The sequence below is a fragment of the Micromonospora sp. NPDC005257 genome (assembly GCF_042872445.1).
Lineage (GTDB): Bacteria > Actinomycetota > Actinomycetes > Mycobacteriales > Micromonosporaceae > Micromonospora.
Map to the genome: position 1 here is coordinate 100,414 of NZ_JBIAKL010000009.1, position 26,367 is coordinate 126,780.

Consider the following 26,367-nt stretch of genomic DNA (forward strand, 5'->3'; position numbering starts at 1 on the left):
CGGTAGCGTCGCCGACGATGTACGCTCCCGCCCGTTCTGTGCCCCGTACCCTCCGTGCCGTTGTCGCCGGACCGCCCGCCGCCGCTCCCGGGCCGCGTCACGCGGTGCTCGGCCGGCGCCTGGCCGCGTTCGCCGCGCTCGTCGCCGTCCTGTTCGTCGCCGGCTGCGCCGGGGAGGCCGGCGGGTCCGGCGACCCCAGGTGGCAGGCGGGCCAGGGCGGCGGGTCGACCGGTTCGGCCGGGCCCGCGACGGGTGACCAGCCGGCGGCGCCGGACGGCGCGAACGAGCCGTCGATCTCGCTCACCGCGACCGGTGACGTGATCATGGGGAACGCGCCGGACCGGCTGCCACCCAGCGGCGGCAAGGGCTTCTTCGACGACGTGAAGCCGGCGCTCAAGGGCGACCTGGTGATGGGCAACCTGGAGGAGCCGCTCACCGACGACACCGGGGCCGGCAAGTGCGGCCCGCAGCCGAAGAACTGCTACCAGTTCCGTGCGCCGCCCGGTTATGCCGCGCACCTGCGGTCGGCCGGGTTCCAGCTGCTCAACCAGGCCAACAACCACGGCTACGACTACGGCCGGCAGGGCTACGAGAACACCCAGTCGGCGCTGGAGGCGCACGGGCTCAAGCACACCGGCGCGCCGGGCGAGATCACCGTGGTGGACGTCAAGGGCGTCAAGGTCGCCGTGGTGGGCTTCTCGTCGTACCCCTGGTCGAACAGCCTGGTCGACCTCGACGCCGCCAAGCAGGTCGTCGAGATGGCCAAGGAATCCGCCCAGATCGTGGTGGTGCAGGTGCACATGGGCGCCGAGGGTGCGGACAAGACCCGGGTGAAGCCGGGCACCGAGATGTTCTTCGGCGAGAACCGCGGCGACCCGATCCGCTTCTCCCGGACCGTCATCGACGCCGGGGCCGACCTGGTCATCGGGCACGGCCCGCACGTGCTGCGCGGGATGGAGTTCTACAAGGGGCGGCTGATCGCGTACAGCCTGGGCAATTTCGCCGGCGGCGGGAAGTCGCTGAACAGCTCGGGCCGGCTCGGCTGGGGCGGGGTGCTCAAGGTGTCGCTCACCGCCGAGGGGAAGTTCGTCGGCGGCACGTTCACCTCCACCGTGATGAACGGCGTGGGCCGTCCGTCGGTCGACCGGCAGAACCGCGGCCTCGGACTGGTCCGCGAGCTGAACCGGGCCGACTTCCCGGACACCGGCGCGAAGCTCGACGGGACCGGCAAGATCACCGCACCGGCGGGTGGCTGACCGCGCGCCGACCACGCCGAGCCGCCGGAGCGTCGGCCCCGCGACGTAGGCTGGCCGGCGTGACCACGCGCTCCCCCGAGACCGACCTCGGCCGTACGCGCCGCGCCCGGCGCATCGGCCGGGTGCTGACCGAAACGCACCCCGACGCGCACTGTGAACTCGACCACTCCAACGCGCTGGAGCTGGCCGTCGCGACGATCCTGTCCGCCCAGTGCACCGACAAGAAGGTCAACGAGGTCACGCCGAAGCTGTTCGCCCGCTACCGCACCGCCGCCGACTACGCCGCGGCGGACCGCGTCGAGCTGGAGGAGCTGATCCGGCCCACCGGGTTCTACCGCAACAAGACCAGCTCCCTGATCAACCTCGGGCGGGCGCTCTGCGAGCGGTACGACGGTGAGGTGCCCGGCCGGCTCGACGACCTGGTGACCCTGCCCGGGATCGGCCGCAAGACCGCCAACGTCATCCTCGGCAACGCCTTCGGCGTCCCCGGCATCACCGTCGACACGCACTTCCAGCGGCTGGTGCAGCGGTGGCAACTCACCACCGAGACCGACCCGGTCAAGATCGAGCACGCGATCGGCGCGCTCTACCCCAGGCGCGACTGGACGATGCTGTCGCATCGGGTGATCTTCCACGGTCGCCGGGTCTGCCACGCCCGCAAGCCCGCCTGCGGCGCGTGCACGCTGGCGAAGCTCTGTCCCGCGTACGGCACCGGGCCGACCGAGCCGCCCGCCGCGGCCAAGCTGCTGAAGGGCCCTCGGGCCCGTGACCTGGCGGTCGCCGTCGGCCTGGATCCCGACCTGGTGCCACAGCAGGCCGCCGCGGCGGACGTGCCGTGATGCGCCGGCTCGCGTACCTGCTCGTACCGCTGCTGCTGGCGGCGGCGGGCTGCACCGCCACGGCCGGGCAGCCGGAACGCCCGGCGCCGGCCACCCGGGCCGAGCGTCCTTCGCCGTTCGCCGACTGCGCCCCGCTGACCGTCGCGCCGACCGCCGCGTCCCCGGCGCCCGCCGGAACGGCCGGGGACCGACTGCCCGACCTGACGCTCAACTGCTTCACCGGCGGCACGCCGGTGAATCTGCGCGACGTCAAGGGCCCGGCGGTGATCAACGTGTGGGCGTCCTGGTGCCCGCCGTGCCGCAAGGAGCTGCCCGCCTTCCAGCGGCTCAGCGAGCGGGCCGACGGCCGGTTCCAGGTGATCGGCGTGAACAGCCGGGACAGTCGAGGCGGCGCGCAGTCCATCGGCGAGGACTACGGCGTCGACTTCCCGATGCTGCTCGACCAGGGCGACGCGTTCCAGCGCGCGCTGGAACGCAACGCGTTCCCGCTCACAGTGCTGGTCGACGCCGACGGCCGGATCCGGCACACCGACGCGACCGGCGCGCTCGACGACGCCCGCCTCGCCGCGCTGCTCCAGCGCCACCTCGGGGTGCGGGTATGACCCGACGGCCACCGGGCTGGTTCGACCCGCTGCTGGACCGGCTGGGCACCGCGCGGGCGGAGGACTTCACCCGCATCGTCACGCCGGAGAGCGGCGGCCGGGAGAGCGCCGTGCTCGTGCTGCTCGGCGAGGAACCCGGCGCCGGGCCGGACGTGCTGGTCCTCCAGCGTGCCGCGACGCTGCGCAACCACGCCGGGCAGCCGGCGTTCCCGGGCGGTGCGGCCGACCCGGAGGACGCTGACCTCCGCACCACCGCGCTGCGCGAGGCGAACGAGGAGGTCGGCCTCGACCCCGCCAGCGTCACCGTGCTGGCCGAGCTGCCCCGGCTCTGGATCCCGGTCAGCGACTTCGTGGTCACCCCCGTGCTCGCCTGGTGGCACGACCCACACCCGGTGCACCCGCGCGAGCCGGCCGAGGTGGCGCACGTGGCCCGGCTGCCGGTGACCGAACTGGTCGACCCGGACAACCGCATGCGGGTACGCCATCCGAACGGCTGGATCGGCCCGGCCTTCTCGGTACGCGGCATGCTGGTCTGGGGTTTCACGGCAGGCGTGATCGACCGGCTGCTGGAGATGGGCGGCTGGTCCCGCCCGTGGCCGCGCTCGCGCGTGGTGGAGTTGCCGCCCGTCGACGCCACACCCGCTCCCTCGGCCGGCACCGAGCCGGCCGACGAGAGCCCGGTGCGCTGATCACCCGTACGCATCCTCGGGTCACGTTCCGCGAGCGCTGAGCCGACCGTGGGCCCGGTGCCCGTACCCTTGGGGCGTGTCCGCCGTGGATCTCGTCCTTCTCCTGCTCATGCTTGTGTTCGCGATCAGCGGATACCGTCAGGGATTCGTCATCGGGGCCCTGTCGTTCTCCGGCTTCTTCCTGGGCGCGCTGCTCGGCCTCCAGGTCGGGCCGCTGATCGCGCAGCAGTTCGCGGCGAGCGGCACACGCGTGCTGATCTCCCTGGTGGCGATCTTCGGGCTCGCGGTGCTGGGTCAGGCGCTGGCCGGCTGGCTCGGCTCCAACCTGCGGGCCGCCATCACCGGGCAGACCAGCCGGAAGATCGACGACGTCGGCGGCGCGTTCATCTCGGTCATCGCGGTCATGCTCGTGGCGTGGCTGGTCGCCGTGCCGCTCGGCTCCTCCTCGGTGCCGTGGCTGGCCTCCTCGGTCCGCAACAGCGCGTTGCTCACGGTCGTCGACCAGGTGCTGCCGGACAAGGCGCAGGACCTGTCCACAGCGCTGCGCGACACGGTCGACACCAACGGATTCCCGGACGTGTTCGGCGACCTCGCGCCGACCCGGGCCCGGCAGGTCGCCCCGCCCGACCCGGCGCTGGCCAACTCCCAGGTGGTGCAGAACAGCAGGCGGTCGGTGGTGAAGGTGCTCGGCTCCGCGCCGAGTTGCTCACGCCGCATCGAGGGCTCCGGCTTCGTCTACGCCGACGACCGGGTGATGACGAACGCGCACGTGGTGGCCGGCACCCGCTCGGTGGCGGTGGAGTTGCGCGGCGAGCGGTACGACGGCGAGGTCGTCGTCTACGACCCGGACCGGGACCTCGCCGTGCTCTACGTACCCGGGCTGCCCGGACCGTCGCTGCGTTTCGCCGCCGGACCGGCCGCCACCGGCGCGGGCGCGGTCGTGCTCGGCTTCCCGCTCGACGGCCCGTACGACGCCCGGCCGGCCCGGATCCGGGACGTCGACCGGATCACCGGCCCGGACATCTACGCGAGCGGCGACGTCACCCGCGAGATCTACACGATCCGGGCGCTGGTGCGCAGCGGCAACTCCGGCGGTCCGCTGGTCTCCTCGAACGGTGTGGTGCTCGGCGTGATCTTCGCGGCGGCGGCGGACGACCCGAACACCGGTTTCGCGGTGACCGCCGCCGAGGCGCGGCCCGTGGCGCTGGCGGGCGCGGAGCGTACCCGGGGAGTGGCCACCGGCGACTGCACCTGAGCGGGCCGGCGGCGCTCAACCACCGGCCGGTGCTCCCGCCGGTGTCGTCTCGTCGCCGGAGCGGGACAGCGGCAGCCGGGCGCGGCCCCAGGTGAGCGTGCGGTCGAGCACCGCCCGCGCCATGATCGCCACGCAGGTGCCGCCGTTGAGGAACGAGGCGAGCACGTCGCTGGGGTGGTGCATGCCCCGGTACATCCGGGTGAGCGCCACGCCGATCGGCACCAGCACCAGCAGCGTCCACCAGGCAGCCTTGGCCTGGGTGCTGCGCGCCCGCAGCGCCAGCAGCAGCGCCAGACCGACGTAGAGCGCGGTGGCCGCCGACGTGTGCCCGGACGGGAAGCTGGACGTGGGCGGGGAGGCGTCCATGTGCGCCACGGCCGGGCGGTTCCGGTCGATGACCATCGTGGTGAACAGGAAGATCAGCGCCTGCGCGGTCACCGCCGCGCACAGGAACAGCGGTTCCCGCCAGCAGTGCAGCACCAGCCGCAGCACCAGCGCCGCCAGCACCGTCACCACGACGATCATCTGGGTGCTGGCGAGCGTGCTGAACACCAGCGAGACGTCGTTCCAGCCCGGCGTCCGGTCGCCGGCCAGCTCACGGTTGACCGCGCCCTCCACAGTGAACGGCCAGGTGTGGGCCAGCACCCGGGTCACCAGCAGTCCCAGGCCCACCATCAGCGCGAAGAGCAGGGCCAGCGGCAGCAGGACACGCCGGGTGACTCGGATCACGACATCGGACATGGGTTCGCCTGTACCCCGGCGGGGGACCGGCTATGCCCGGCCGTCCTCCGGCCGCTGCTCGGCCAGTTCCGGCTCGACCCCCTCGCGCAGGGGACGGGTGGATCGCCGCCCGGATCCGCTGCGCCAGGTGGCGAACCCGGCAGACGTCGCGGCCACCACCGCCGCCCCGAGCACCCAGCCGCCCACCACGTCGCTGGTCCAGTGCACGCCGAGCGCGATCCGGCTGAGCCCGGTCACCACCGTGACCAGCACGGCTGCGGTCCACAGCGCGAACCGGCCCCGGCGGCTGTCCCGTACGAACGGCAGGAACACCAGCAGCAGCACGCCGGCGGCCAGCGTGGCATTGAGCGCGTGCCCGGACGGGAACGAGTAACCGGCGGCCCGCGCCATCGGGTCGAGCAGATCAGGCCGGTCCCGGCCGACGAGCAGCTTGAGCAGCGCGCCGAGCAGCCCACCGGCGACCATGGTGACGACCACCCAGACCGCGAGCCGGGGCGCGCGGCGCCGGACCAGCCAGACCACGACCGCGACGGCGGCCACCCGCAGCGGGCCGGGCCCGAACACGTGCGTCCAGACCGTCATCACGTCGACCCAGACGGGATGGTCCTGCGCGTACCCGTGGAACGCGTCGGTGATCGAGGCGTCCAGCCGCAGCAGGGGCGGCCAGGCGCCGAGCGCCAGCAGCGCGATCAGGGCGAACGGCACCAGCACCAGGAACGCCGCCGCAGCGGCAAGCGTGAGCCGCAGGCCCAGCGAGTGTTCGCGGTCGAGGCGGCGGCTGCGCCACGACCGGTGCGTGACCGGCGCCCCGGTGGTCTCCATGGGGCTTCCCCTACCCACCGGAGGGCGGGATCAGACCGGTTCAGCGGCGGGTCTGCCGGACCCGGCGAACCATCAACGCGGTGCCGGTGACGAGCGCGACGAACAGGGCCAGGCCGGTCCGGAGCCGGTCCGGGGCGGAGACCTCCGTCTGCCCCGCCGGCCGGGCGGCCCAGCCCTCCGCCGTACGCCCGAGCGGATCGCCACCCCGGCCCGCCGCGGCGGCCCGGGTGTCCCGTCCCTCGCCGGGTGCCGGGCCGAAGCCCACCACGCCGGGGGAGGCGTTGTCGTCGAGCGGGTTGTGGCCCACCCCCGGCACGTCGCCGGTGAGCGCGGCCACCGGGTCGACCAGGCCGTAGCCGAACCGGTCGTCCCGGCCGGTCGGTCCGAGGTCCCGGGCCGTGGCGATCAGCCGGTTGACCACGTCGCCGGCCGACATCTTCGGGTAACGCGCGCGGACCAGGGCGGCGGTCGCGGCGACGAGCGGCGCGGCGAAGCTCGTCCCCTGCACCCGCCAGTAGCCGTCCGGCCGGGCGCCGTAGAGCCCGGTGGCCGGCGCGCTGAGCACCGTCTCGTGCCCGGTGATCGAGCCGGACCAGAGGTTCTCGCTGGTCCGCTCCAGGCCGGTGACCGCGAGCACGCCCGGTTCCCGGGCCGGGTACCAGACCTCGGTGGTCGTCGAGGTGGCCAGGTTGCCGGTGCAGGCGACCACCACCACGTCCCGCGCGAACGCGTAGTCGAGCGCCGCGGCCAGGGCCGGGTTGTCGATGCTGCCGCCGAGCGACAGGTTGACCACCCGGGCGCCGTTGTCGACCGCCCAGCGCACCGCCTTCGCGACGATCAGCGCGTCGTCGTAGCGGTTCTCGGCGTCGAGGACCCGGACCGGAAGGATCTTGGCGTCCGGCGCGAGCCCCACCACGCCCCGGTCGTCGTCGGCCCGCCCGGCGATCAGCCCGGCGACTGTGGTGCCGTGCCCCACCGGGTCCGGGCCTTCCGAGCCGTTGGGCGTCACCAGATCCAGGCCGGGCAGCACCTGACCGACCAGGTCGGGATGGGAGCCGTCCACACCCGAGTCGATCACCGCGACCACCACGCCGCGCCCGGTCGAGGTGCGCCACGCGGTCTTCGCCCGCAACTCCTCCAACTGCCACTGCTCGTCGCGTACCTGGTCGGTGCGCAGCAGGCCGTCGGGGGCCAACCAGGGCCGCGCCACAGTGGCCGGGGCGGCAGGCGCGGCGTGTGCCGGCGGCGCCAGCGGACCGGCCACTGTGACCAGTGCCGACGCGGCGGCGAGGAGCGCGCGTCCGGCGAGACGCCGGGGCGGCCCACCGGGCAGTCCCTGCCGATCCCCTGTCACATTCCCCAGCCGTTCGGTCGCGTCAGACACGTGCTGCACGGAGATTACCGGTTGTCCCGCCCGTCTCGGGGCAACTCGGCGAGCCCGATCACCCGGGCGGGAGATGCGCCAACTGCACCAGGCGCACGCCCTCCCGGCGGGAGACCAGACGCGCCCGCCCCGGGGGCAGCGGCCCGGCCTTCACCTGGCCGACGAGCGTGCCCTCCTCCGGCCCGCCCGACATCACCAGCCCGGCCGTGGACAGCTCGCGCAGCCGCTGCACGATCGGCTCGTACGCGGTCCGCCCGGCACCGCCGGTACGCCGCGCCAGCACCAGGTGCAGCCCGACGTCCCGCGCGTGCGGCAGGTGCTCCTCCAGCGCCCGCAACGGGTTCGTCGGGCCGCCGGCCACCAGGTCGTAGTCGTCCACGAGCACGAACAGCTCCGGCCCCTTCCACCACGACCGGCTACGCAACTGCGCCGGGGTCACCTCCGGCCCCGGCTGCCGCCCGTGCAGGTAGCCGGCGGCCGACTCGATCAGCTCGGCGGTGTGCGGCGCGGCGGTGCCGTACCCGATCAGGTGCGGAGTCTCGATCACGCCCATCAGGCTGCGCCGGTAGTCCACGAGCATCACCCGGGCCTGCTCGGGGGTGAACCGGTTGACGATCGAGGTGGCGAGCGCGCGCAGGAACGACGACTTGCCGCACTCGGCGTCGCCGAAGACCAGGAAGTTCGGTTCGGTGGCGAAGTCCAGCACCACCTGGGACAGGTCCGCCTCGGCCACGCCGATCGGGAACGCCAGTCCGCTCGTCGCGCTCTGGTCCAGCTCGGCGTACGGCAGCACCGGCGGAAGCAGCCGCACCCGGGGCGCGGGCGGACCGGTCCACGCGCCGGCAACCGCCTTGACCAGGTCGGCCGTCTCGGCCCCCAGCGCCTCGACGCGGGGTTCGGCGGTGAGGAAGTGCAGCCCGCCCGGGGTGATGCCGCGGCCCGGACGCTCCTCCGGCACGGTCGCCGCGAGCGCCCGCTTGACCACCACCGAGTCGGCCGGGTCGCCCAGACGCAACTCCAGCCGGGAACCGAACAGGTCGCGGATCGCGGGGCGGAAGTCCGACCAGCGCAGGGCGCTCGCCACCACGTGCACCCCGTACGCCAGACCCCGGGTGGCGAGCTCGGTGACCAGTGGTTCCAGATCCTCGTACTCGCCGCGCAGCGTGTTCCACCCGTCCACCACCAGGAACACGTCCCCGAACGGGTCGGGTGCGCCCGCCGCCCGCCGTCGTCGCCACGCGGCCATCGACTCCACACCGGCCTCGGCGAACCGCCGCTCCCGCTCGGCCAGCAGCCCGGCGACCTCGCCGACGCTACGGCGCACGGCGGTGCCGTCGGCCCGCCCGCTGACACCGCCCACGTGCGGCAGGTCGCGCAGCGCGCCGAGCGTCCCGCTGCCGAAGTCGAGGCAGTAGATCTGCACCTCGGCCGGGGTGTGGGTGAGCGCGAGCGCGCAGACCAGCGTGCGCAGCAGGCTGGACCGGCCGCTGCGGGTGGTGCCGACCACCGCGACGTGCCCGGCCGCGCCGTCCAGCGCCAGCCAGAGCAGGTCGCGCCGCTGCTCGAACGGCTTGTCCACCACCGCCACCGGCACCTGGAGTGCCCCGTGCAGCTCCGGGTTGGCCACCGCGAGCCCGCGTGCCGGGTCGGCGCCGACCGGGCCGAGCAGCTCGTCCAGCGTGGGCGAGGCGTCCAGCGGCGGCAGCCACACCTGGTGTGCCGGCGGGCCCTGCCCGGCCAGCCGGTCCACGAGCAGGTCCAGCAGCGTCTCGCCGCTGTCGTCCTCGGCCGGCGAGGCGGCGGGGGCGGGCGGCTCGGGCACCGGGACCAGGTGGGTGGAGAAGGCGAGCACGCGTGCCTCACCGCCGCCGAGGGCGCCCGCCGCGCCGCCGCGGCGGCGGACCGCGCCGGAGACGTACGCGGCCTTGAACCGGACCAGCGGGTCGGTGCCGGAGCGCAGGTAACCGTGCCCCGGGCTGCGCGGCAGCTCGTGCGCGTCCGGCACGCCCAGCACCGTCCGGGACTCCAGCGCCGAGAACGTCCGCAACCCGATCCGGTACGACAGGTGCGTGTCCAGCCCGCGCAGCCGTCCCTCCTCCAGCCGCTGGCTGGCCAGCAGCAGGTGCACCCCGAGCGACCGGCCCAGCCGGCCGATCTGCACGAACAGGTCGATGAAGTCGGGCTTGGCGGACAGCAGCTCGGAGAACTCGTCGCAGATCAGCAGCAGCGACGGCAGCGGGGCCAGCGGCGAGCCGGCCGCCCGGGCCCGCTCGTAGTCGCGCACGCTCGCGAAGTTGCCGGCCCGGCGCAACAGCTCCTGCCGGCGCATCAGCTCCCCGTTTATCGCGTCCACCATCCGGTCCACCAGCGGCAGTGCGTCGGCCAGGTTGGTGATCACGGCGGCGGTGTGCGGCAGCCGCTCGAACGGCGCGAACGTGGCGCCGCCCTTGAAGTCGACGAGCACGAAGTTGAGCTGCTCCGAGCTGTGCGTGGCGGCCAGCCCGAGCACGAGCGTGCGCAGCAGCTCCGACTTGCCCGAGCCGGTCGCACCGATCAGCAGGCCGTGCGGGCCCATGCCGTCCTGCGCCGACTCCTTCAGGTCGAGGTCGATCGCCCCGCCGTCGGCGCCCACCCCGATCGGCACCCGCAGCCGGTCCCGCGCTGCCCGGGGCGCCCAGCCCTGCTCGGCGGTGAAGCTCTCCGGATCGCCCAGACCCAGCAGCTCGGGCAGGCCCAGCTCGGCGCCGGGCGGCGCGTCCGGCCCGCGTACCGTGCCGGCCAACCGCAGCGGCGCGAGCCGCCGGGCCACCGCCTCGGCGTCGGCGGGTGCCAGCGCGTCGGCTGCGCCCACCTCGGCGTGCCCCTCGGCGGAGTGCGAGTGCAGCCGGTCGTCGACCAGGTCGAGCAGGAGCGCGTACCGGTCGAGCAGCCGGGGCGGCGGGGTGTCCAGGTCGAGCACGGTGACCGCGTCGATGCCGCCGTCACCGGCCAGGTCGGTCGCGCCGGTCAGGTCGCCGCCGTCGAGCACCACCACCACGTGCGGCCCGTCCGTGGCCGTGCCGTGCGGGCTGAACCGGGACCGGGCGCCGAGCACGTCGTCGAGCAGCCGTTCCAGGTCGGCGGCGGCGCTGGTGACCAGCCGCACCGGGCCGAGCGCGTCGGTACGCGCCGGATGGTGGGCGTGCGGCAGCCACTTCACCCACTCCCAGGCGGCCCGTCGTTCCGGCCCGGCGCAGACCGCGATCAGCAGCTCGTCCGGCGCGTGGAAGACGGCGAGCTGGGTGAGCACCGCCCGGGCCAGCGCCTGCGCGGCGGGCGAGCCGGCGCCGCGCACCGGGCCGGCCGGCCCGCGCACGAAGACCCGGGCGAAACTGCGCAGCGACAGCGCCACCGGCAGGTCCGGCACCACCGAGTACGCGTCCAGGAAGCGCCGCAGCGCCCCGGCCGTCATCGGCTCCAGCTCCTCCAGCGGGCGGGTGACCGGCGGGACCAGCGGAGTGGCAAGCGTCTGCGGACCCGTACCGACCCGGACCACGGCGAAGTCCGGGTCGCCGGGCCGGCGTTCCCAGACCCGGTGACTGTCGACGGTCGACCAGAGCCGCCCCGGTTCGGGATGGCGGTAGGACAGCCCGGCCCGCTGGGCCCCGGCGGTCTCCCGTACCCGCCGCCGGAGCGTGGCCAGGTGACGCAGGTATTCCCGGCGGGCGGTCATCAGCTCGGACTTCTTCGGCCCGGCGCTGCCCCAGGTGGTCACCAGCATCGCCACCGAGGAGAGGCCGAACATGCCGCCCACGACGTACGAGTAGGCCCCGCCGCCGCGGCCGAACATCATCGCCATGGCCACCGTCCCGCCGAGCATCGGCAGCACCGTCAGCGCCTGCTGCCAGCGCCCACCGGCAGCGGCGGGGATCTCCGGCGGCGCCTCGACGGGCAGCTCACCGACCGGGATCTCCGGGGCCGGGCGGCGTGGCGGCCGTTTGATGACGACAGTGGACACTCACCCTCCCCGAACGTGGCTCTGGGTAACCCGAGCCTGGCTCATCGTAGGTAAAGTCCTCTCGTCCGTCAGCCCACTCCCTCCGCTCGATATGGAGATGCCTCGATGACAACCGGGCTCGCCCGGGTCACGATCAGCGCGCCCAGGCGGCGGGTGGACGTGGCCCTACCGGAGCAGGTCCCCCTGGCCGAGCTGCTGCCCGAGGTGCTCCGGCACGCCGGTGAAGGGCTGGCCGACGACGGGGAACGGCACGGCGGATGGGTGCTGCGCCGGACCGACGGCGCGGTGCTCGCCACCGCCCAGGCGCTGCTGCCCCAGGGCGTCCGCGACGGCGAGGTGCTGCACCTGGTGCCGGCCCGCGCGCAGTGGCCCGAACTGGAGTACGACGACGTGGTCGAGGCGATAGTGGACGGCGCCCGGCGCCGGGGCGCCGCCTGGTCGGGACACGCCACCCGGGCCGCCGCGCTGAGCGGCGCCGCCGTACCCCTGGCCGTCGGGCTGGTCGCAGTCGTCGCGGCCGGTCCGGGGGAGCGCGGCTGGCCGGTCGCCGCGGCGGTCGCCCTGATCCTGGTGCTCACCGCCACCGCCGCGTCCCGGGCGTACGGGGACGGCCCGGTCGGTGCCACCCTCGGCGGGTACGCGCTGCCCTGGGCGGCGGTGGCCGGAGCGCTCTCGGTCGCCTCCGGCGATCCGGTCGGCCCGATCACCGGCCTGCGCTGGGTGGGCGCCCCCGAGCTGCTCGTCGGCTCGGTGGCGCTGCTGCTGGCGGCGGTGCTCGGCCTGCTCGGCGTGGCCAGCCGGTCCCGCGTCTTCGTGGCCGGGGTGACGGTCGGCGTGGCCGGCGTGGCAGCCGCGCTCGGCGGGCTGCTGCTCGACCCCGACGGCACCGCCGCCGTACTGCTCGCCGTGCTCGTGTTCGCGCTCGGCGGGCTGCCGCTGCTGGCCATCCGGGTCGGCAAGCTGCCGCTGCCGCCGCTCACCCTGCCCGGCCCGGCCGGCACCCGGGACCTGCCGGACCGCGGGCGGGTGCACGCGGCGGTGGCCCGCGCCGAAGAGGTGCTGACCGGGATGCTGCTCGGCCACGCGGTGCTGGCCGTCGGCGCGGTCGCGGTGCTCGTCTCCGTCGGCCGGACGGCCGGGCTGCTGCTGGCCGCCGTCGCCGGCGGGGTGCTGCTGCTGCGTTCGCGCCTGTTCGTGGCGGTACGGCACCGGGTGCCGGCGATAGTCGCCGGGCTGATCGGGTTCGCCCTGCTCGGCGTGGTGCTGGCCGGCCGGGCCGGTCCGGGTGGCCGGCTGGCGCTGACGGTGGGCGGGCTGTCCCTGGCCGTGACGGCGGTCACCGCCGGGGCGACGTACGCCCGGCGCCCGGTCTCCCCGTACCTCGGCCGGCTGGCCGACCTGACCGACACCGCGCTCGTGGTCGCGGTCGTGCCGGTGGCCTGCGCGGTGCTCGACCTCTACGACCGGGCCCGCGACCTGCTCGCCTGAGACACGCGGAGGCCCGGGGCGCGAAGCGCGGCCCGGGCCTCCGGCAAGCATCGAGCGTCAGTGCAGCGTCTCGCCGCGCTCCTCGGCCTCCTTGGCGCGCCGGTACGACGCGACGATCTCCGCCTCGGCCTCGACCCGGCCCACCCAGGTCGCGCCCTCGACCGACTTGCCCGGCTCCAGGTCCTTGTAGACCTCGAAGAAGTGCTGGATCTCCAGCCGGTCGAACTCGCCCAGGTGGTGGATGTCGCGCAGGTGCTCCTGACGCGGGTCCTCGTAGGGGACGCAGAGGACCTTGTCGTCGCCGCCCTTCTCGTCGGTCATCCGGAACATGCCGATGGTGCGGCAGCGGATCAGGCAGCCCGGGAAGGTCGGCTCGGGCACCAGCACCAGCGCGTCCAGCGGGTCGCCGTCCTCGCCCAGGGTGCCCTCGATGAAGCCGTAGTCGGCCGGGTACTGCGTGGAGGTGAAGAGGGTGCGGTCCAGCCGGATGCGGCCGGTCGCGTGGTCTACCTCGTACTTGTTGCGGTGACCCTTGGGGATCTCAACCGTGACGTCGAAATCCATCTTCCACGCTCCCTCGTTTGCCCACGCTGGCTAACGGAAACCAGCGGCTCACCCCGGGCGCGGGGTGAACGCCCCCCGCCGGCTCCGGCCGCCGCATAGTGTTCGGACCGAAGTAGTGTCGCCCAAGGCGATTTCGAGCGGGGGAGGAGGGGGCCGTGGGGAGGGAAGATTCACACTACCGCCCCGAGAGGGTTGACGGGCGCGGGTCTGCCGGTTCCGGTTCCGGCGGGGCCACCGGGCGGGTGTCCGTCCCGGGCGCCAACGTCCCTCGTCGTCCGGCTCCGGCCGCCGGGTCCGCCTCCGTCGGCCCGCCGCACCACGGCCCGGGCTTCGCCCGTCCGCACGACGGGCGTGGCCCCGCCTCCGGGTCGGCCCGCGGCGGTCCGCCGTACGATTCGGCACGCCCGGTGGGCCGGCCCGGCATGCCGGGCTCGATCCCGGTCAGCCCGCCGGTTCCGCCGTCCGGCGCCGCGCCGCCCGTACCTTCCGCCCCGCCGCCGGGCCGGCCACGACGCCGCTCGCGGCTGCTCGCGGCGCTGGCCTGCGTGCTCGTGCTGGCCCTGGCGGTGGCCGGGCTCGCGGTGCTGCGCCCCGGCCCGGTCGCCGGGTGGCTGGGCGACGTCGACAGCACGGGTACGGCGGTCGCCGCGCCGCCCGAGCCCACCCCGCCGGCAGTGCTCGCCGAGCCGAACGGCAACGCACCGCTGCCCACCGAGGCCGGCATCCGCGCGGCCCTCGACCCGCTGGTCCGCGCCGCCACGCTCGGCGACCGGGTGCACGTGTCGGTGGCCGACGTGAGCACCGGCCAGGCGCTCTACGGCAGGGGCCAGGACACCCCCACCGTGCCCGCCTCGGTGACCAAGCTGGCGACCGGCGTGGCGGTGCTCGCGGCACGCGGCCCGGCGTACCGGATCCCGACCCGCGCGGTGGCCGGGGCCAACCCGGGCGAGGTGGTCCTGGTCGGCGGTGGTGACCCCACGCTCGCCGTGAACAAGGACGGTTTCTACCCGGGCGCGGCCCGGCTGGACGACCTGGCCGCCCAGGTGCGCGACGCGTTGGGCGGCACCGCGCCGACCAAGGTGATCGTCGACTCGTCGCTGTTCAACGGCCCGGTCTTCGAGCCCGGCTGGGACGCCGACATCCCCACCGGTGGCTTCGGCGCGGCGATCACCGCGTTGATGACCGACGGCGCCCGGAAGAACCCGGCCGAGGCGCGGCGCACCGCCGAGCAGACCAACCACGCCGCCGAGCGGGTGCCGCAGCCCGACCTGACCGCCGGCCGGCAGTTCGCCAAGCTTCTCGGCCTGACCGGCGGCGCGGCCCAGGTGGCCCGGGGTGCCGCGCCGGCGGCCTCCGGCGCCACGGGTACGGCCCCCGGCGCCGAGCTGGGCAAGGTGGAGTCCCTGCCGATGATCCGGCTGGTCGACATCATGATCAGCGACAGCGACAACGTGATCGCCGAGGCGATGGCCCGGCAGGTGGCGCTCGCCAAGGGCAAGCCCGGCTCGTTCGCCGGCGGCGCGGCGGCCACCGACCAGGTGCTCGGCGAGATGGGCCTGCCGGCCGGCGAGATCAGCCTGGCCGACGGCAGCGGCCTGTCCCGCACCAACCGGATCAGCCCTTCGCTGCTGACCGATCTGATCACGCTGGCCGGCAACGGCAGCCACCCGGAACTCGCCGCGATCTTCGGCGGCCTGCCGGTGGGCGGCTGGTCGGGCACGCTCGGCGAGCGCTACCGGGCGGCGGCCACGAGCGCGGGGGCGGGCGTGGTGCGGGCCAAGACCGGCACGCTGAGCGGCGTCAACGCGATCGCCGGCACGGTCACCACCGCCGACGGCCGGCTGCTCACGTTCGCCGTGCTCACCGACCGGACCCAGGGCTCACTGGACGAGACCCGCGCGGCGCTGGACCGGATTGGCTCCGCGCTGGCCGGGTGCGGCTGCCGCTGACCGACGGGGGTCGATCGGCCGGCGCGAGCCCGGGTAGGGGTGTTCCGGCGCGGGTACGGTGGGTTCATGGCGCAGTTCGTGGACTGGGATCTGGCCGCCGCTACCGCGGGGGCGCTGAGTAAGTCGGGCCCTCGGGTGTCGTACGCCGAGGCGACCGACGTGGTCGGCGACCTGCGCCGGCTGACCGAGGAGGCGGCCGGGCACGTCGCCGACTACACCGGCCTGCGGGCGCAGGTCGCGCACCCGCCGGTACGCGTCGTCGACCGCCGCGACTGGGCGGCGGCGAACATCGCCGGGCTGCGTGAGGTGGTCTCCCCGCTCGTCGAGCGCCTCTCCGGCGACAAGCGACCGGGCGCGCTCACCGAGGCGATCGGCTCCCGGGTGACCGGTGTGCAGGCCGGCACCGTGCTCGCGTACCTCTCCGGACGCGTGCTCGGCCAGTACGAGGTCTTCGCCGGCGATCCCGGCCAGTTGCTGCTGGTCGCGCCGAACATCCTCGAGGTCGAGCGGAAGCTCGGCGCGGACTCGCGCGACTTCCGGCTCTGGGTGTGCCTGCACGAGGTCACCCACCGCACCCAGTTCACCGCCGTGCCGTGGATGCGCGCGTACTTCCTCGGGGAGGTGCAGGCGTTCGTGGACGCCTCGCAGGGCGGCGAGCACCTGCTTGAACGGCTGCGCCGTGGGGTGGCCACGCTCTCCGACGCGGTCAAGGACCCGGAGAGCCGGGCCAGCGTGCTGGACATCGTGCAGACCCCGGCCCAGCGTGCGGTGCTGGACCGGCTGACCGCGCTGATGACGCTGCTGGAGGGCCACGCCGAGTTCGTGATGGACGGCGTGGGGCCGCAGGTCATCCCCAGCGTCGAGTCGATCCGCGCGGCGTTCAACCGCCGCCGCGAGTCCGGCAACCCGCTGGAGAAGGCGATCCGGCGGCTGCTCGGCATCGAGGTCAAGATGCGCCAGTACGCCGAGGGCCGCAAGTTCGTGCACGGCGTGGTCGACCGGGTGGGGATGCCCGGCTTCAACAAGATCTTCTCGTCCCCGCTGACGCTCCCCCGGCTGGACGAGCTGGGCGATCCGGACGCCTGGGTGAACCGCGTACACGGGCCCGCCGGTGCCACCCCGCCCGTCGTCTGATCCGGCCGTTACTGCTGGTCGGCTCGGCTCGGCTGGTCCGGTCGGCTCGGCTGGTCTCGGCTCGGCCGATGGCGCCGGCGCCCGGTCGCGGAGATCGCCGTCGCCCGCGCCCGCCGTCGCCGCCGTGCGGCTCGCCGTACGCCGGCTGCTGACCGGCCTGCCCGGCGGCGGTCCGGTGCTGGTGGCCTGCTCCGGCGGGGCCGACTCGCTCGCGCTCGCCGCCGCCACCGCGTTCGTGGCCCCCCGGCTCGGGCGTCCGGCCGGCCTGGTGACAGTCGACCACGGCCTTCAACCCGGGTCCGCCGAACGGGCCGAGGCGGTCGCCGGCTGGGCCCGCGCCGCGGGGCTCGATCCGGTCGAGGTGCTCGCGGTACGGGTGGACGGCCGGCCGGGCGGCCCCGAGGCGGCCGCCCGGGAGGCCCGGTACGAGGCGCTGGTCGCGGCCGCCCACCGGTACGACGCGGCCGGGGTGCTGCTCGGACACACACGCGACGACCAGGCGGAGACCGTCCTGCTGGCGCTGGCCCGGGGCGCCGGGCCGCGCGGGCTGTCCGGGATGCCGGAACGGCGCGATCTCGACGGGGTGCCCCTGCTACGCCCGTTCCTCGACGTCGCGCGTGCCGACACCCGGGCCGCCTGCGCCGCGCTCGGACTCGACCCGTGGGCGGACCCGCACAACGCCGATCCCGCGTACGCCCGGGCCCGGGTCCGGTCCGACGCGCTGCCCGCGCTCGTCGACGCGCTGGGCCCGGGGGTGGTGGCGAACCTCGCCCGTACCGCCGGGCTGCTCGCGGCCGACAACGCCGCGCTCGCCGCGCTCGCCGACGCCGCGCTGCCCGACGTCCGGACCGAGGGGAGCGGCCTGTCCGTCGCCGGGCTCGCCGAGTTGCCGGCCGCCGTCCGCACCCGGGTGCTGCACGCGTGGGCCCGCGAGCTGGGCGCCGCGCCGGCCGCGCTGTCCCACAGCCACGTGGCGGCGCTGGACGCCCTGGTCACGGCCTGGCGCGGACAGGGCCCGGTGCACCTACCCGGCGGCCACCAGGTCCGCCGCCACGCCGGCCACCTCCTACCCTGACCACCCACCAAGGCACGACCAACCTCATGATCGACGGGACGAGCCGGGTGCGGTGGGCGAGGCGGGGCGGGGTGTCGGGACGGGCCAGGTCGGTCAGGTCGTTTGGCGGTCTCGGAAGGTGGTGCGGTAGGCCAGCGGGGTGGTGCCCACCCGGCGGGTGAAGTGGTGCCGCAGGGCGGCCGCGTCGCCGAAACCGGCCTGCTCGGCGACCCCCTCCACGCTCAGCGTGGTGTCCTCCAGCAGGTGCCGGGCCAGCAGCACCCGCTGGTTGGTCAGCCAGTCGTGCGGGGTGGTGCCGGTCTCGGCGCGGAACCGGCGGGCGAACGTACGCGGGGCCATCCCGGCGCGCGCCGCCAACTCGTCCACTGTCACCTGCCGCCGTAGGTGTCCCATCAGCCACTCCAGCACCGGTTCCAGGGTGGGTGCCTCCGGCGCCTTGGGGATCGGCGCCTCGACGTACTGTGACTGGCCGCCGTCGCGGTGCGGTGGCACCACCATCCGGCGGGCCAGCCGGGTCGCCACCGCCGAGCCGTGCTCCTGGCGTACCAGATGCAGGCAGGCGTCGATGCCGGCGGCGGTGCCGGCGCTGGTGAGCAGCCGGTCGTCCTGTACGTAGAGCGAGTCGCACTGGACCCGGGCGGCCGGGAAGCGCCGCTGGAGTTCGTCGGTGTACCGCCAGTGGGTGGTGCAGTCGCGCCCGTCGAGCACGCCCGCCTCACCGAGCACGAACGCGCCGGCGCAGACGCTGAGGATCCAGGCGCCCCGGTCGGCGGCGCGGCGCAGCGCGGCGAGCACCGGTTCGGGGACCGGGGCGCCGTCGGCGTGCGCGGGCACCGCCACCAAATCGGCGTCCTCGACCGGGCCCAGGCCGGCGGTGGGGGTGAGCAGGAAGCCGGAGCGGCTGCTGACCGCGCTGCCGTCGGCGGTGCAGACGTCGAACCGGTAGCCGGGGAAGCCGTCGGTGGTGCGGTCGGTGCCGAAGACCTCCGCGAGCACGCCGAGTTCGAACGGGGCTACCTCGTCCAAGGCGATGACGGCGACCGAGTGGAGCATGTGACGAGGGTAACCCGATGAGTGGCAGGAAGTCGATGCCCAATGGCTTTCCTGCCACTGTCGGGCGCGGTCGGTGGTCCGCAGAATCAATGGTGTCCGGTGCGCACCGGCGGCGAAAACCGTCTCGACCATGTGAAAGCGAGCGCCGCCATGACCATTCTCCTGCTTCTGCTCTTCCTGCTCCTCCTCGTCGGCGCCAGCGCCTTCGGGTTCACCGCCGACACCCGCGACTCGGCCGACTGGAAGCCGAGCGACGACGGGCAGCGCTGGCGCTCCCGTACCTGCTGAGGTGATTTGTTCATTTCGCGCCGAAAATCCCTGGCGGGACCGCGCCAAAAGGGGCGGCCCCGCGGGCGGCGGCGCGGGGGCGTACGGCAGGCTAGGAGCATGGCTGACGGCTCCTGGTACGACGCCGACATCGACCACGTGATCATTTCGGAGGCGCAGATCCGCGACAAGACCGCGGAACTGGCCAAGCAGGTCTCGGCGGACTACGCCCACGTCGAGGACGGCCTGCTGCTCGTGTGTGTGCTCAAGGGAGCGGTCATGTTCATGGCCGACTTCGCCCGCGCGCTGGGCCGTCAGGGCCCGCCCGCCGAGCTGGAGTTCATGGCCGTCTCCTCCTACGGCCAGGGCACCACCTCGTCCGGCGTGGTCCGGATCCTCAAGGACCTCGACCGCGACATCGCCGGCCGGCACGTCGTGGTCGTCGAGGACATCGTCGACTCCGGTCTGACGCTGTCCTGGCTGCTGCGCTACCTGGAGTCGCGCTCCGCGGCGAGCGTCGAGGTGGTCGCGCTGTTCCGCAAGCCGGACGCGGTCAAGGTCCAGGTCCCGGTCAAGTACGTCGGGTTCGACATCCCGACCGAGTTCGTCGTGGGCTACGGGCTCGACTTCGGCGAGCGGTACCGCGAGGTGCCCTACGTCGGGGTGCTCAAGCCCGAGGTGTACGCCCGGGCCTGACCCCGCCGAGCCCTTCGTCAGCTGACATTCAGCGGGCTCTCAGTCTTCCGGTCTACGGTAGGAGCCGGTGACGTGGAGGCACCCTCCACGCCCGGCCCCTCGAACCGCGTGACCGTGCGGTGTGGGCGGGTCGGGTGGGAGCTCCCCGTCACGCTGGCTCAAACCCGGGTTCGCCCTACGCGTAAGTGCCGGGCTCGCAAGCTCGCTTGTCGCGCGCACCGAGGTTTCGAATGTGCGCGACTGCGGGGCTCGCAAGCTCACTCCTCGCGCGTACGGTGTACCGTCGAATGACCGTGGTGCGGCAGTTTGCGTGCCCCGGGGGTCGGGCCGGCCCGCACGGCGGCCCCGGCCGCCGCTCAAGGCGGCGACACCATTCAGACGGTCAGGACGTCGATCAGGAGGATGCGGGCGCCTCGGCACCCGACTACAGCATGGAACGTACGCGTTTCTTCCGCCGACCGGTGGTCTGGATCATCCTGGTCATCCTCGGCGCCGTCGTGCTCAGTCAACTGTTCACCGCTGGTCCCAGCTACCACCGGGTGGACACTTCCGTCGCGCTCGACCAGCTCAACAAGGGTGGCATCGAGAAGGTCGTCTTCCAGGACAAGGAGCAGACGCTCCAGCTCGACCTGAAGGACAAGGCCAAGTTCGGCGACGACACCACCACCGACAAGATCGAGGCGCAGTTCCCGTACGAGGTCGGCGGCCAGGTCTGGAACCAGGTACGCGAGGCCGAGGCGGCGGACCGCATCACCGGCCCGGTCGACACCAAGGTGTCGTCGGACAGCATCTGGGTCAGCCTGCTGGTCAACCTGCTTCCCATCGCGCTGCTCGTGCTCCTGCTGCTGTTCTTCATGTCGCAGATGCAGGGTGGCGGCTCGCGGGTGCTCAACTTCGGCAAGTCCAAGGCGAAGATGATCACCAAGGACACGCCGAAGACCACCTTCGCGGACGTCGCGGGGGCGGACGAGGCCGTCGAGGAACTGCACGAGATCAAGGACTTCCTGCAGAACCCGGCGAAGTACCAGGCCCTGGGCGCCAAGATCCCGAAGGGCGTGCTGCTGTTCGGCCCGCCCGGTACCGGCAAGACGCTGCTCGCCCGCGCGGTGGCCGGCGAGGCCGGGGTGCCCTTCTACTCCATCTCCGGCTCCGACTTCGTCGAGATGTTCGTCGGTGTCGGCGCCAGCCGTGTCCGCGACCTGTTCGAGCAGGCCAAGTCGAACGCCCCGGCGATCGTCTTCGTCGACGAGATCGACGCGGTCGGCCGGCACCGTGGCGCCGGCATGGGCGGCGGCCACGACGAGCGGGAGCAGACGCTCAACCAGTTGCTGGTCGAGATGGACGGCTTCGACACCAAGGGCGGCGTCATCCTGATCGCCGCCACCAACCGGCCGGACATCCTCGACCCGGCGCTGCTGCGCCCGGGCCGGTTCGACAGGCAGATCCCGGTCGACGCCCCCGACATGGAGGGCCGCAAGGCCATCCTGCGGGTGCACGCCAAGGGCAAGCCGTTCACGCCCGACGTCGACCTCGACGCGGTCGCCCGGCGTACCCCGGGTTTCAGCGGCGCCGACCTGGCTAACGTGATCAACGAGGCCGCGCTGCTGACCGCTCGTAAGGAGCAGCGCGCGATCTCCAACGACTCCCTGGAGGAGTCGATCGACCGGGTGATCGCCGGTCCGCAGCGCCGGACCCGGGTGATGAGCGACAAGGAAAAGAAGATCACCGCGTACCACGAGGGTGGGCACGCGCTGGTCGCCTGGGCGCTGCCGCACGCCGCGCCGGTGCACAAGGTGACCATCCTGTCCCGAGGTCGCTCGCTGGGTCACACGCTGGTCCTCCCGACGGAGGACAAGTACACCCAGACCCGGGCCGAGATGATCGACACCCTGGCGTACGCGCTGGGTGGCCGGGCGGCCGAGGAACTGGTCTTCCACGAGCCGACCACCGGCGCCGGCAACGACATCGAGAAGGCCACCCAGCTGGCCCGCGCGATGATCACGCAGTACGGCATGAGCTCCAAGCTCGGTGCGATCAAGTACGGCACCAGCGGCGACGAGCCGTTCCTCGGCCGCAACATGGGCCACGAGCGGGACTACTCCGACTCGGTGGCCGCCGAGATCGACGGCGAGATGCGCGCGCTGATCGAGCTGGCCCACGACGAGGCCTGGGAGATCCTGGTGGAATACCGGGACGTCCTGGACAACATGGTCCTGGAGCTGATGGAGAAGGAGACGCTCTCCACCGCCGACATGGCCCGGATCTGCGCGCGCGTGGTCAAGCGCCCGCCGATGGCGCCGTACCACGGCTTCGGCAAGCGTCTGCCCTCCACCGAGCCGCCGGTGCTCACGCCGGCCGAGAAGGAGGCGCTGGCCGCTCAGGCCCGCGCCGACGGCGCCGCCTCGATCGGCGGTTCCAGCAACAACTCGGACGGCACGCACTGAACAGCGATCCGACGACGGCCGGCTCCCCGCACAGGGAGTCGGCCGTCTCCGCGACCGAGCCCGACGGCGACGACGCGCTCGACTACGTGGCCGCGCGGCTGATCAGCGGCAAGCTCACCGGTGGCCCGGTGGAGGAGAGCGTCGACCTCGCCCGGATCGAGAAGGCGGTCCGCGAGATCCTCATCGCGGTCGGCGAGGACCCGGACCGCGACGGCCTCCAGCAGACGCCGGCCCGGGTGGCCCGCGCGTACGCCGAACTCTTCGCCGGCCTGCGGGTCGACCCCGCGCAGGTGCTCCGCACCACGTTCGAGGCCCACCACGAGGAGTTGGTGCTCGTCCGGGACATCGACGTGATGAGCCTCTGCGAGCACCACCTGCTGCCGTTCCGGGGCAGCGCGCACATCGGCTACATCCCCGGCCCGGACGGCCGGATCACCGGCCTGTCCAAGCTGGCTCGGCTGGTCGAGGTGTTCGCCCGCCGGCCGCAGGTGCAGGAGCGGCTCACCTCGCAGATCGCCGACCTGCTGATGTCCAGCCTCGCCCCGCGCGGCGTGATCGTCGTGCTGGAGTGCGAGCACATGTGCATGGCGATGCGCGGCATCCAGAAGTCGGGCGCGAAGACCATCACGTCCGCAGTGCGCGGCGGCCTCCAGAACGACGCCAAGTCGCGGGCCGAGGCGATGGCACTGATCATGGCTCGCTGACACCGAGCGCCACCGACGGCCGCGTACTCCCGCCCGGGAGCGCGGCCGGCCCGTACCCCGCGCGGCCGGGTGGCGACGGAGCCGCCGTCAGTCCGGCAGCATGGCCAGCAGCAGGCCGGCGGCGGTGAGCACCGCCGGCACCAGGCAGACCAGGGCGCCGAAGCGCGGCGTCCGGTCCACCCGGTCGGTGGGACGCGGACGGAAGATGCGCCCCACCGCGAGCCAGCCCAGCATGAACGCGACAGCCGGCAGCGGCAGCCCGACCAGCAGCGCCAACACCGTCACCGGGCCCGGACCGGCGACCGCGTACAGCACGAGCTGGAGCAGCGGCACCACGAGCGCCAGCGGCCCGTACACCAGCAGGTTGCGGGGGCGGGTCGGCCACCGCGCCAGCCGCGGCAGGCCACGCGCGCTCAGCGTGTCGTCCGCCGCGTCCGCCCAGTCCCCGGCCGCGCGCAACGCCGCGAGCACCGCCGACGGCCCGCCCGCCATCGACCGGGCCGCCTCGGTCACCTCCGGCGGCGTCGGGACCAGCGACAACGCCGGTACGCCCAGCTCACGCAGCCGGGACTGCTGCGGCGCCAGCCGCTCGCGTACCGCGGTCAGCTCCTCGCGGGCCGCGGCCACCGACCGCGCCTGCTCCCCGGCCGCGGTGGCCGCCGCCCGGCGTACGCCGTCGAGCGCCCGCGCGGCCGCGACATACTCCGCCCAGGCCGACTCGGCGGGATCCGCCACCGTGGCCGGCCCACCCGGGCGGGGCCCCGGTACGGTCGTGCCGGTCTCACTCATGCCGCCCCCTCCCCGGTGCGGTCCGTCAGGCGCGGGTGCGGCTCGACCCGCGCGGTCGCCGCCGCCTCGGTCGTGCCGAACGGCACGAAAACCGTGCCCTGCTCGTCCGGGCCGTCCCAGAGCACCGCGCGACCCGGCCGGGGCCGCCACCACACCGGGCGGTCGAAGAGCTGCTCCAACCGGCCGCCCGGCACGTCGGTGACCGCCACGGCGGTGAGCTTGTCCACCTCGCCCTCCGGGCCGAGCAGCCCGGCCAGCGGGGCCGGTGTCCGCCACCAGCCGAGCAGGTGCCGGCCGGCGGGCGGGCCCTCCAGCAGCAGCGACCGCAGCAGGTCGGGCGGCAGCTCGGAGGCGTCCGGCACGTCCAGCCCGAACACCACCAGGTAACCCGGCTCGTCCGACGCCATGGCGTCCCGCAGCCCGGCCGCGTCGACGGTCTGCACCCGGTGCCGTGCGGCCAGCTCGGCGGCGAGCACCCCGGCCGGGTCGGCCGAACCGTTCGCCAGCGGCGCCAGCACGAACCGGGCCCCGCCCGGCTGTGCCGCCGCCGCGCTGCGGGCCGCCGTCACCAGCAGGCGCTCCGCCTCCTCGTCCCGCCCCAGGACGGCCAGGTTCCGCCCCGCGCCCGGCCCCAACGGCACCGTCACGGTGGACCGTCGCACGTCCACCGCCCGGCCCAGCAGAGCGGCGGGCCCGTGCGCGCGGCCGGCGAGCGCGGCCCGGTGCCGCGGATCGTTTGCGAGCAGCGGACGGGCGTACCCGGCGAAGACCACCGGCGGCGTCGCCGACTCGCCCCGCGCCTCCCAGAGCCGTCGCCGCAGGCCGGTCAGGACCTCGGGGTCCTCGTACGGGTCAGGGAAGCGGATCATCCGCTCGTGCCCCCGGGTCGCGCCGCGCGGGCCGCCCAGGCCACCCGCCGTGTTCACCACCGCGCTACCCACCGGCAGCCCGGCCGCCGAGTCGTTCGCCGGTTCCAGCACCGCCGAGCCGCCGGGCAACGCCACCCGCACCGGGAACTGGCCGAGCAGCGGGTCGCGCGGACCACCGATGCCCAGGTCGCCCTCACCGGCCAGCACCAGGTGGATCCCGTACGACCGGCCGGCGCGGGCGAGCGCGTCCAACCGGGCCAGCAGATCAGCGGCGAGCCGGTCCCGCTCGCGCAGCGCCAGCGGGAAGTTGTCGACCACGCAGACGATCCGGGGCAGCGGCTGGTGCTGCCGCAGCTCGGTGTAACGCTGCCCACCGGCCCGCCGGGACGCCTCCTCGCGGCGACGCAGCTCCGCCTCCAGCTCGCCGAACAGGTCGGCCACGTACTCCCGGTCGGCGGCCATCCCGGCGGCGCGCACCTGCGGCACCCAGGAACGATCGCGTTCGGTCTGGAGGAACTCCACGAAGGACTCGCCGTCGGCCAGGTCCGCCAGGTAGAGCGCCAGCTCGTCCGGTCCGTACCGGGCGGCGAGACCGAACAACGCATCGGTCAGGAACGCCGACCGGCCCGCCTGGCCCCGGCCGCTGACCAGCCAGTGCGGGGTCAGCTCGGTGAAGCCGAGGCTGACCGGGCGCCCGGCGGCGTCACCGACAGTGGTGCTCAGCCCGTCCGCCGAGCCGGCCGCCCAGAAACCGTCAGCCGGCAGCAGGTCACGCAGGGACAGACGCGAGCCGTCCTCGATCTGCCGCACCAGCCGCGCGCACACGTCGGCGACCAGGCCGGCGGGCGGATCGTCGTCGAGGAAGACGGGCGAGTTCAGCCCGCCCGGCGGTTCGGCGCCGGGACTGCTGAAGCCGGCGCCGGGCGGGTCGCCGACCAGCGCGTACGCGGTGCGCACCGTGACCGGGGTGGCGCGCGGCAGCGGGCTGCCGTCCGGCCAGCCGGCGAGCACCAGATGCAGCCCGGCGCGCGGCCCGCCCTCGGCCAGTCCGGCGAGCCGGTCCAGGTCGGCCGTGGTCGTACCGTCGGGCAGTGCGGCGACCACGAGCAGCAGCGTCCGGTCGTGTCCACGCTGCCGGGCCGTTCCGGCCGCCGTCCACTGCTCCGCCTCGGCCAGCACCGCGCGCATTCCGGCGAGGTCGGTGGCGGGCGGGGGGAGCAGGCCGGCGTCGGCCAGCGGCGCGTACCCGGCGAAGGTCTCACCGGAAGCGCCGTCGACCGCGCGGGCCAGCAGCGCGCCCGCCGGAGTAGCGGCGAACACGCGCAGCAGCAGCGCCCGGAGCAGCCCGGCCACCCGGGCGTCCGAGGCGTCGGCGTCGAGGCTCAGGTGGCCGCTGCCGAGCAACGGCACCAGCGCGGGGAAACGGGCGTCGTCGAGCGGCGCGGCGGCGCCGACCCGGACCAGCGGCGGTAGACCGTCACCGGGCGGCGTCGTCGCGCTCAGCGATTCCAGCGGCCCGCCGGCCCAGCCGGGCGCCGCCAGGTCGGCCACCGCCCGCAGACGCTCGGCCAGCTCGTACTGCCGGTGGTGGTCGGCCGGCGCGGGCCGGATCTCGTCGAGGATGCCCGCCGCCGCCGTCGCGGCTGCCTCGGCCCGGCGGTGCAGCGCGGCGGCCCGGCCGGCGCGCGCCTTCGGAGTCGCCACCGCGTCCACCTCTCTTTCCGAGGCCGACATGTCCTCCCCGAGGTGT

At 74.5% G+C, this 26,367-nt stretch carries 21 protein-coding genes; 13 read left to right on the plus strand and 8 right to left on the minus strand.

The features are described from left to right. Positions 1–38 precede the first annotated feature (38 nt). The 5 genes from ACFYO8_RS19895 to ACFYO8_RS19915 all read left to right on the plus strand — a co-directional run bounded on the left by ACFYO8_RS19895 (position 39) and on the right by ACFYO8_RS19915 (position 4,641). Positions 39–1,256 carry a CapA family protein gene (locus tag ACFYO8_RS19895; protein WP_355047202.1) on the plus strand — a complete coding sequence of 406 codons (1,218 nt, stop codon included), beginning with the start codon at positions 39–41 and terminating at the stop codon, positions 1,254–1,256. Next, a complete protein-coding gene (nth, locus tag ACFYO8_RS19900; protein WP_387189345.1) occupies positions 1,253–2,095 on the plus strand; it encodes an endonuclease III in 843 nt (280 codons plus the stop codon). The genes ACFYO8_RS19895 and nth overlap by 4 nt, the downstream gene beginning before the upstream one ends. Next, complete coding sequence (locus ACFYO8_RS19905; protein ID WP_354868973.1) at positions 2,092–2,697, plus strand: TlpA disulfide reductase family protein; 606 nt, start codon at positions 2,092–2,094, stop codon at positions 2,695–2,697. Before nth ends, ACFYO8_RS19905 begins: the two co-directional genes overlap by 4 nt. Next, the gene (locus ACFYO8_RS19910) at positions 2,694–3,386 is read left to right on the plus strand and encodes a CoA pyrophosphatase (protein WP_354868970.1); all 693 of its coding nucleotides are present in this window, start codon (positions 2,694–2,696) and stop codon (positions 3,384–3,386) included. The genes ACFYO8_RS19905 and ACFYO8_RS19910 overlap by 4 nt, the downstream gene beginning before the upstream one ends. Positions 3,387–3,462: 76 nt before the next feature. Next, the gene (locus ACFYO8_RS19915; RefSeq protein WP_387257396.1) at positions 3,463–4,641 is read left to right on the plus strand and encodes a MarP family serine protease; all 1,179 of its coding nucleotides are present in this window, start codon (positions 3,463–3,465) and stop codon (positions 4,639–4,641) included. 15 nt (positions 4,642–4,656) lie between these two features. On the opposite strand, the gene ACFYO8_RS19920 is transcribed toward ACFYO8_RS19915, so the two are convergent. The 4 genes from ACFYO8_RS19920 to eccCa all read right to left on the minus strand — a co-directional run bounded on the left by ACFYO8_RS19920 (position 4,657) and on the right by eccCa (position 11,585). Continuing rightward, the gene (locus tag ACFYO8_RS19920) at positions 4,657–5,382 is read right to left on the minus strand and encodes a phosphatase PAP2 family protein (protein WP_387257398.1); all 726 of its coding nucleotides are present in this window, start codon (positions 5,380–5,382) and stop codon (positions 4,657–4,659) included. Between the two features lie 30 nt (positions 5,383–5,412). Then, the gene (locus tag ACFYO8_RS19925) at positions 5,413–6,204 is read right to left on the minus strand and encodes a phosphatase PAP2 family protein (RefSeq protein WP_354868962.1); all 792 of its coding nucleotides are present in this window, start codon (positions 6,202–6,204) and stop codon (positions 5,413–5,415) included. A gap of 40 nt (positions 6,205–6,244) precedes the next feature. Next, positions 6,245–7,537: a type VII secretion-associated serine protease mycosin gene (gene mycP, locus ACFYO8_RS19930; RefSeq protein WP_387189347.1), complete on the minus strand. Its 1,293-nt coding sequence runs from the start codon at positions 7,535–7,537 to the stop codon at positions 6,245–6,247. A 109-nt stretch (positions 7,538–7,646) separates the two neighbouring features. Then, positions 7,647–11,585: a type VII secretion protein EccCa gene (gene eccCa / locus ACFYO8_RS19935; RefSeq protein WP_354868956.1), complete on the minus strand. Its 3,939-nt coding sequence runs from the start codon at positions 11,583–11,585 to the stop codon at positions 7,647–7,649. A 105-nt stretch (positions 11,586–11,690) separates the two neighbouring features. Between eccCa and eccD the strand changes: the two genes are divergently transcribed. Continuing rightward, the gene (eccD, locus tag ACFYO8_RS19940; protein WP_354868954.1) at positions 11,691–13,073 is read left to right on the plus strand and encodes a type VII secretion integral membrane protein EccD; all 1,383 of its coding nucleotides are present in this window, start codon (positions 11,691–11,693) and stop codon (positions 13,071–13,073) included. Positions 13,074–13,130: 57 nt separating this feature from the next. Here the strand turns inward: eccD and ACFYO8_RS19945 are convergent, their stop codons facing one another. Further along, on the minus strand, positions 13,131–13,637 hold the full coding sequence (locus ACFYO8_RS19945) for an inorganic diphosphatase (RefSeq protein ID WP_091425759.1): 507 nt from the start codon (positions 13,635–13,637) through the stop codon (positions 13,131–13,133). Positions 13,638–14,059: 422 nt separating this feature from the next. Between ACFYO8_RS19945 and dacB the strand changes: the two genes are divergently transcribed. The 3 genes from dacB (at position 14,060) to tilS (ending at position 17,795) form a co-directional block, all read left to right on the plus strand. Then, entirely contained in the window at positions 14,060–15,586 is a 1,527-nt protein-coding gene (gene dacB / locus ACFYO8_RS19950) for a D-alanyl-D-alanine carboxypeptidase/D-alanyl-D-alanine-endopeptidase (protein ID WP_387188160.1), read from the plus strand. Between the two features lie 66 nt (positions 15,587–15,652). Further along, on the plus strand, positions 15,653–16,720 hold the full coding sequence (locus ACFYO8_RS19955) for a zinc-dependent metalloprotease (RefSeq protein ID WP_354868948.1): 1,068 nt from the start codon (positions 15,653–15,655) through the stop codon (positions 16,718–16,720). A gap of 124 nt (positions 16,721–16,844) precedes the next feature. Next, the gene (gene tilS, locus ACFYO8_RS19960) at positions 16,845–17,795 is read left to right on the plus strand and encodes a tRNA lysidine(34) synthetase TilS (RefSeq protein WP_354868946.1); all 951 of its coding nucleotides are present in this window, start codon (positions 16,845–16,847) and stop codon (positions 17,793–17,795) included. 93 nt (positions 17,796–17,888) lie between these two features. Here tilS and ACFYO8_RS19965 read toward each other — a convergent pair whose 3' ends face one another. After that, positions 17,889–18,848, minus strand: coding sequence for a helix-turn-helix domain-containing protein (locus tag ACFYO8_RS19965; RefSeq protein WP_354868944.1), 960 nt, complete (start codon positions 18,846–18,848; stop codon positions 17,889–17,891). A gap of 42 nt (positions 18,849–18,890) precedes the next feature. Between ACFYO8_RS19965 and ACFYO8_RS19970 the strand changes: the two genes are divergently transcribed. The 4 genes from ACFYO8_RS19970 (at position 18,891) to folE (ending at position 22,959) form a co-directional block, all read left to right on the plus strand. Beyond that, positions 18,891–19,136 carry a hypothetical protein gene (locus ACFYO8_RS19970; protein WP_355095371.1) on the plus strand — a complete coding sequence of 82 codons (246 nt, stop codon included), beginning with the start codon at positions 18,891–18,893 and terminating at the stop codon, positions 19,134–19,136. Positions 19,137–19,235: 99 nt separating this feature from the next. Then, the gene (gene hpt / locus ACFYO8_RS19975) at positions 19,236–19,811 is read left to right on the plus strand and encodes a hypoxanthine phosphoribosyltransferase (protein WP_013288988.1); all 576 of its coding nucleotides are present in this window, start codon (positions 19,236–19,238) and stop codon (positions 19,809–19,811) included. Positions 19,812–20,242: 431 nt separating this feature from the next. Further along, complete coding sequence (ftsH, locus tag ACFYO8_RS19980) at positions 20,243–22,255, plus strand: ATP-dependent zinc metalloprotease FtsH (protein ID WP_354868939.1); 2,013 nt, start codon at positions 20,243–20,245, stop codon at positions 22,253–22,255. Between the two features lie 86 nt (positions 22,256–22,341). Further along, positions 22,342–22,959 carry a GTP cyclohydrolase I FolE gene (gene folE / locus ACFYO8_RS19985; protein ID WP_354868937.1) on the plus strand — a complete coding sequence of 206 codons (618 nt, stop codon included), beginning with the start codon at positions 22,342–22,344 and terminating at the stop codon, positions 22,957–22,959. An 87-nt stretch (positions 22,960–23,046) separates the two neighbouring features. On the opposite strand, the gene ACFYO8_RS19990 is transcribed toward folE, so the two are convergent. Together ACFYO8_RS19990 and ACFYO8_RS19995 are read right to left on the minus strand one after the other, a co-directional pair. Then, positions 23,047–23,748, minus strand: coding sequence for a hypothetical protein (locus tag ACFYO8_RS19990; protein ID WP_354868934.1), 702 nt, complete (start codon positions 23,746–23,748; stop codon positions 23,047–23,049). Further along, entirely contained in the window at positions 23,745–26,330 is a 2,586-nt protein-coding gene (locus tag ACFYO8_RS19995; protein WP_354869180.1) for an FtsK/SpoIIIE domain-containing protein, read from the minus strand. The genes ACFYO8_RS19990 and ACFYO8_RS19995 overlap by 4 nt, the downstream gene beginning before the upstream one ends. Between the last annotated feature and the right edge of the window lie 37 nt (positions 26,331–26,367).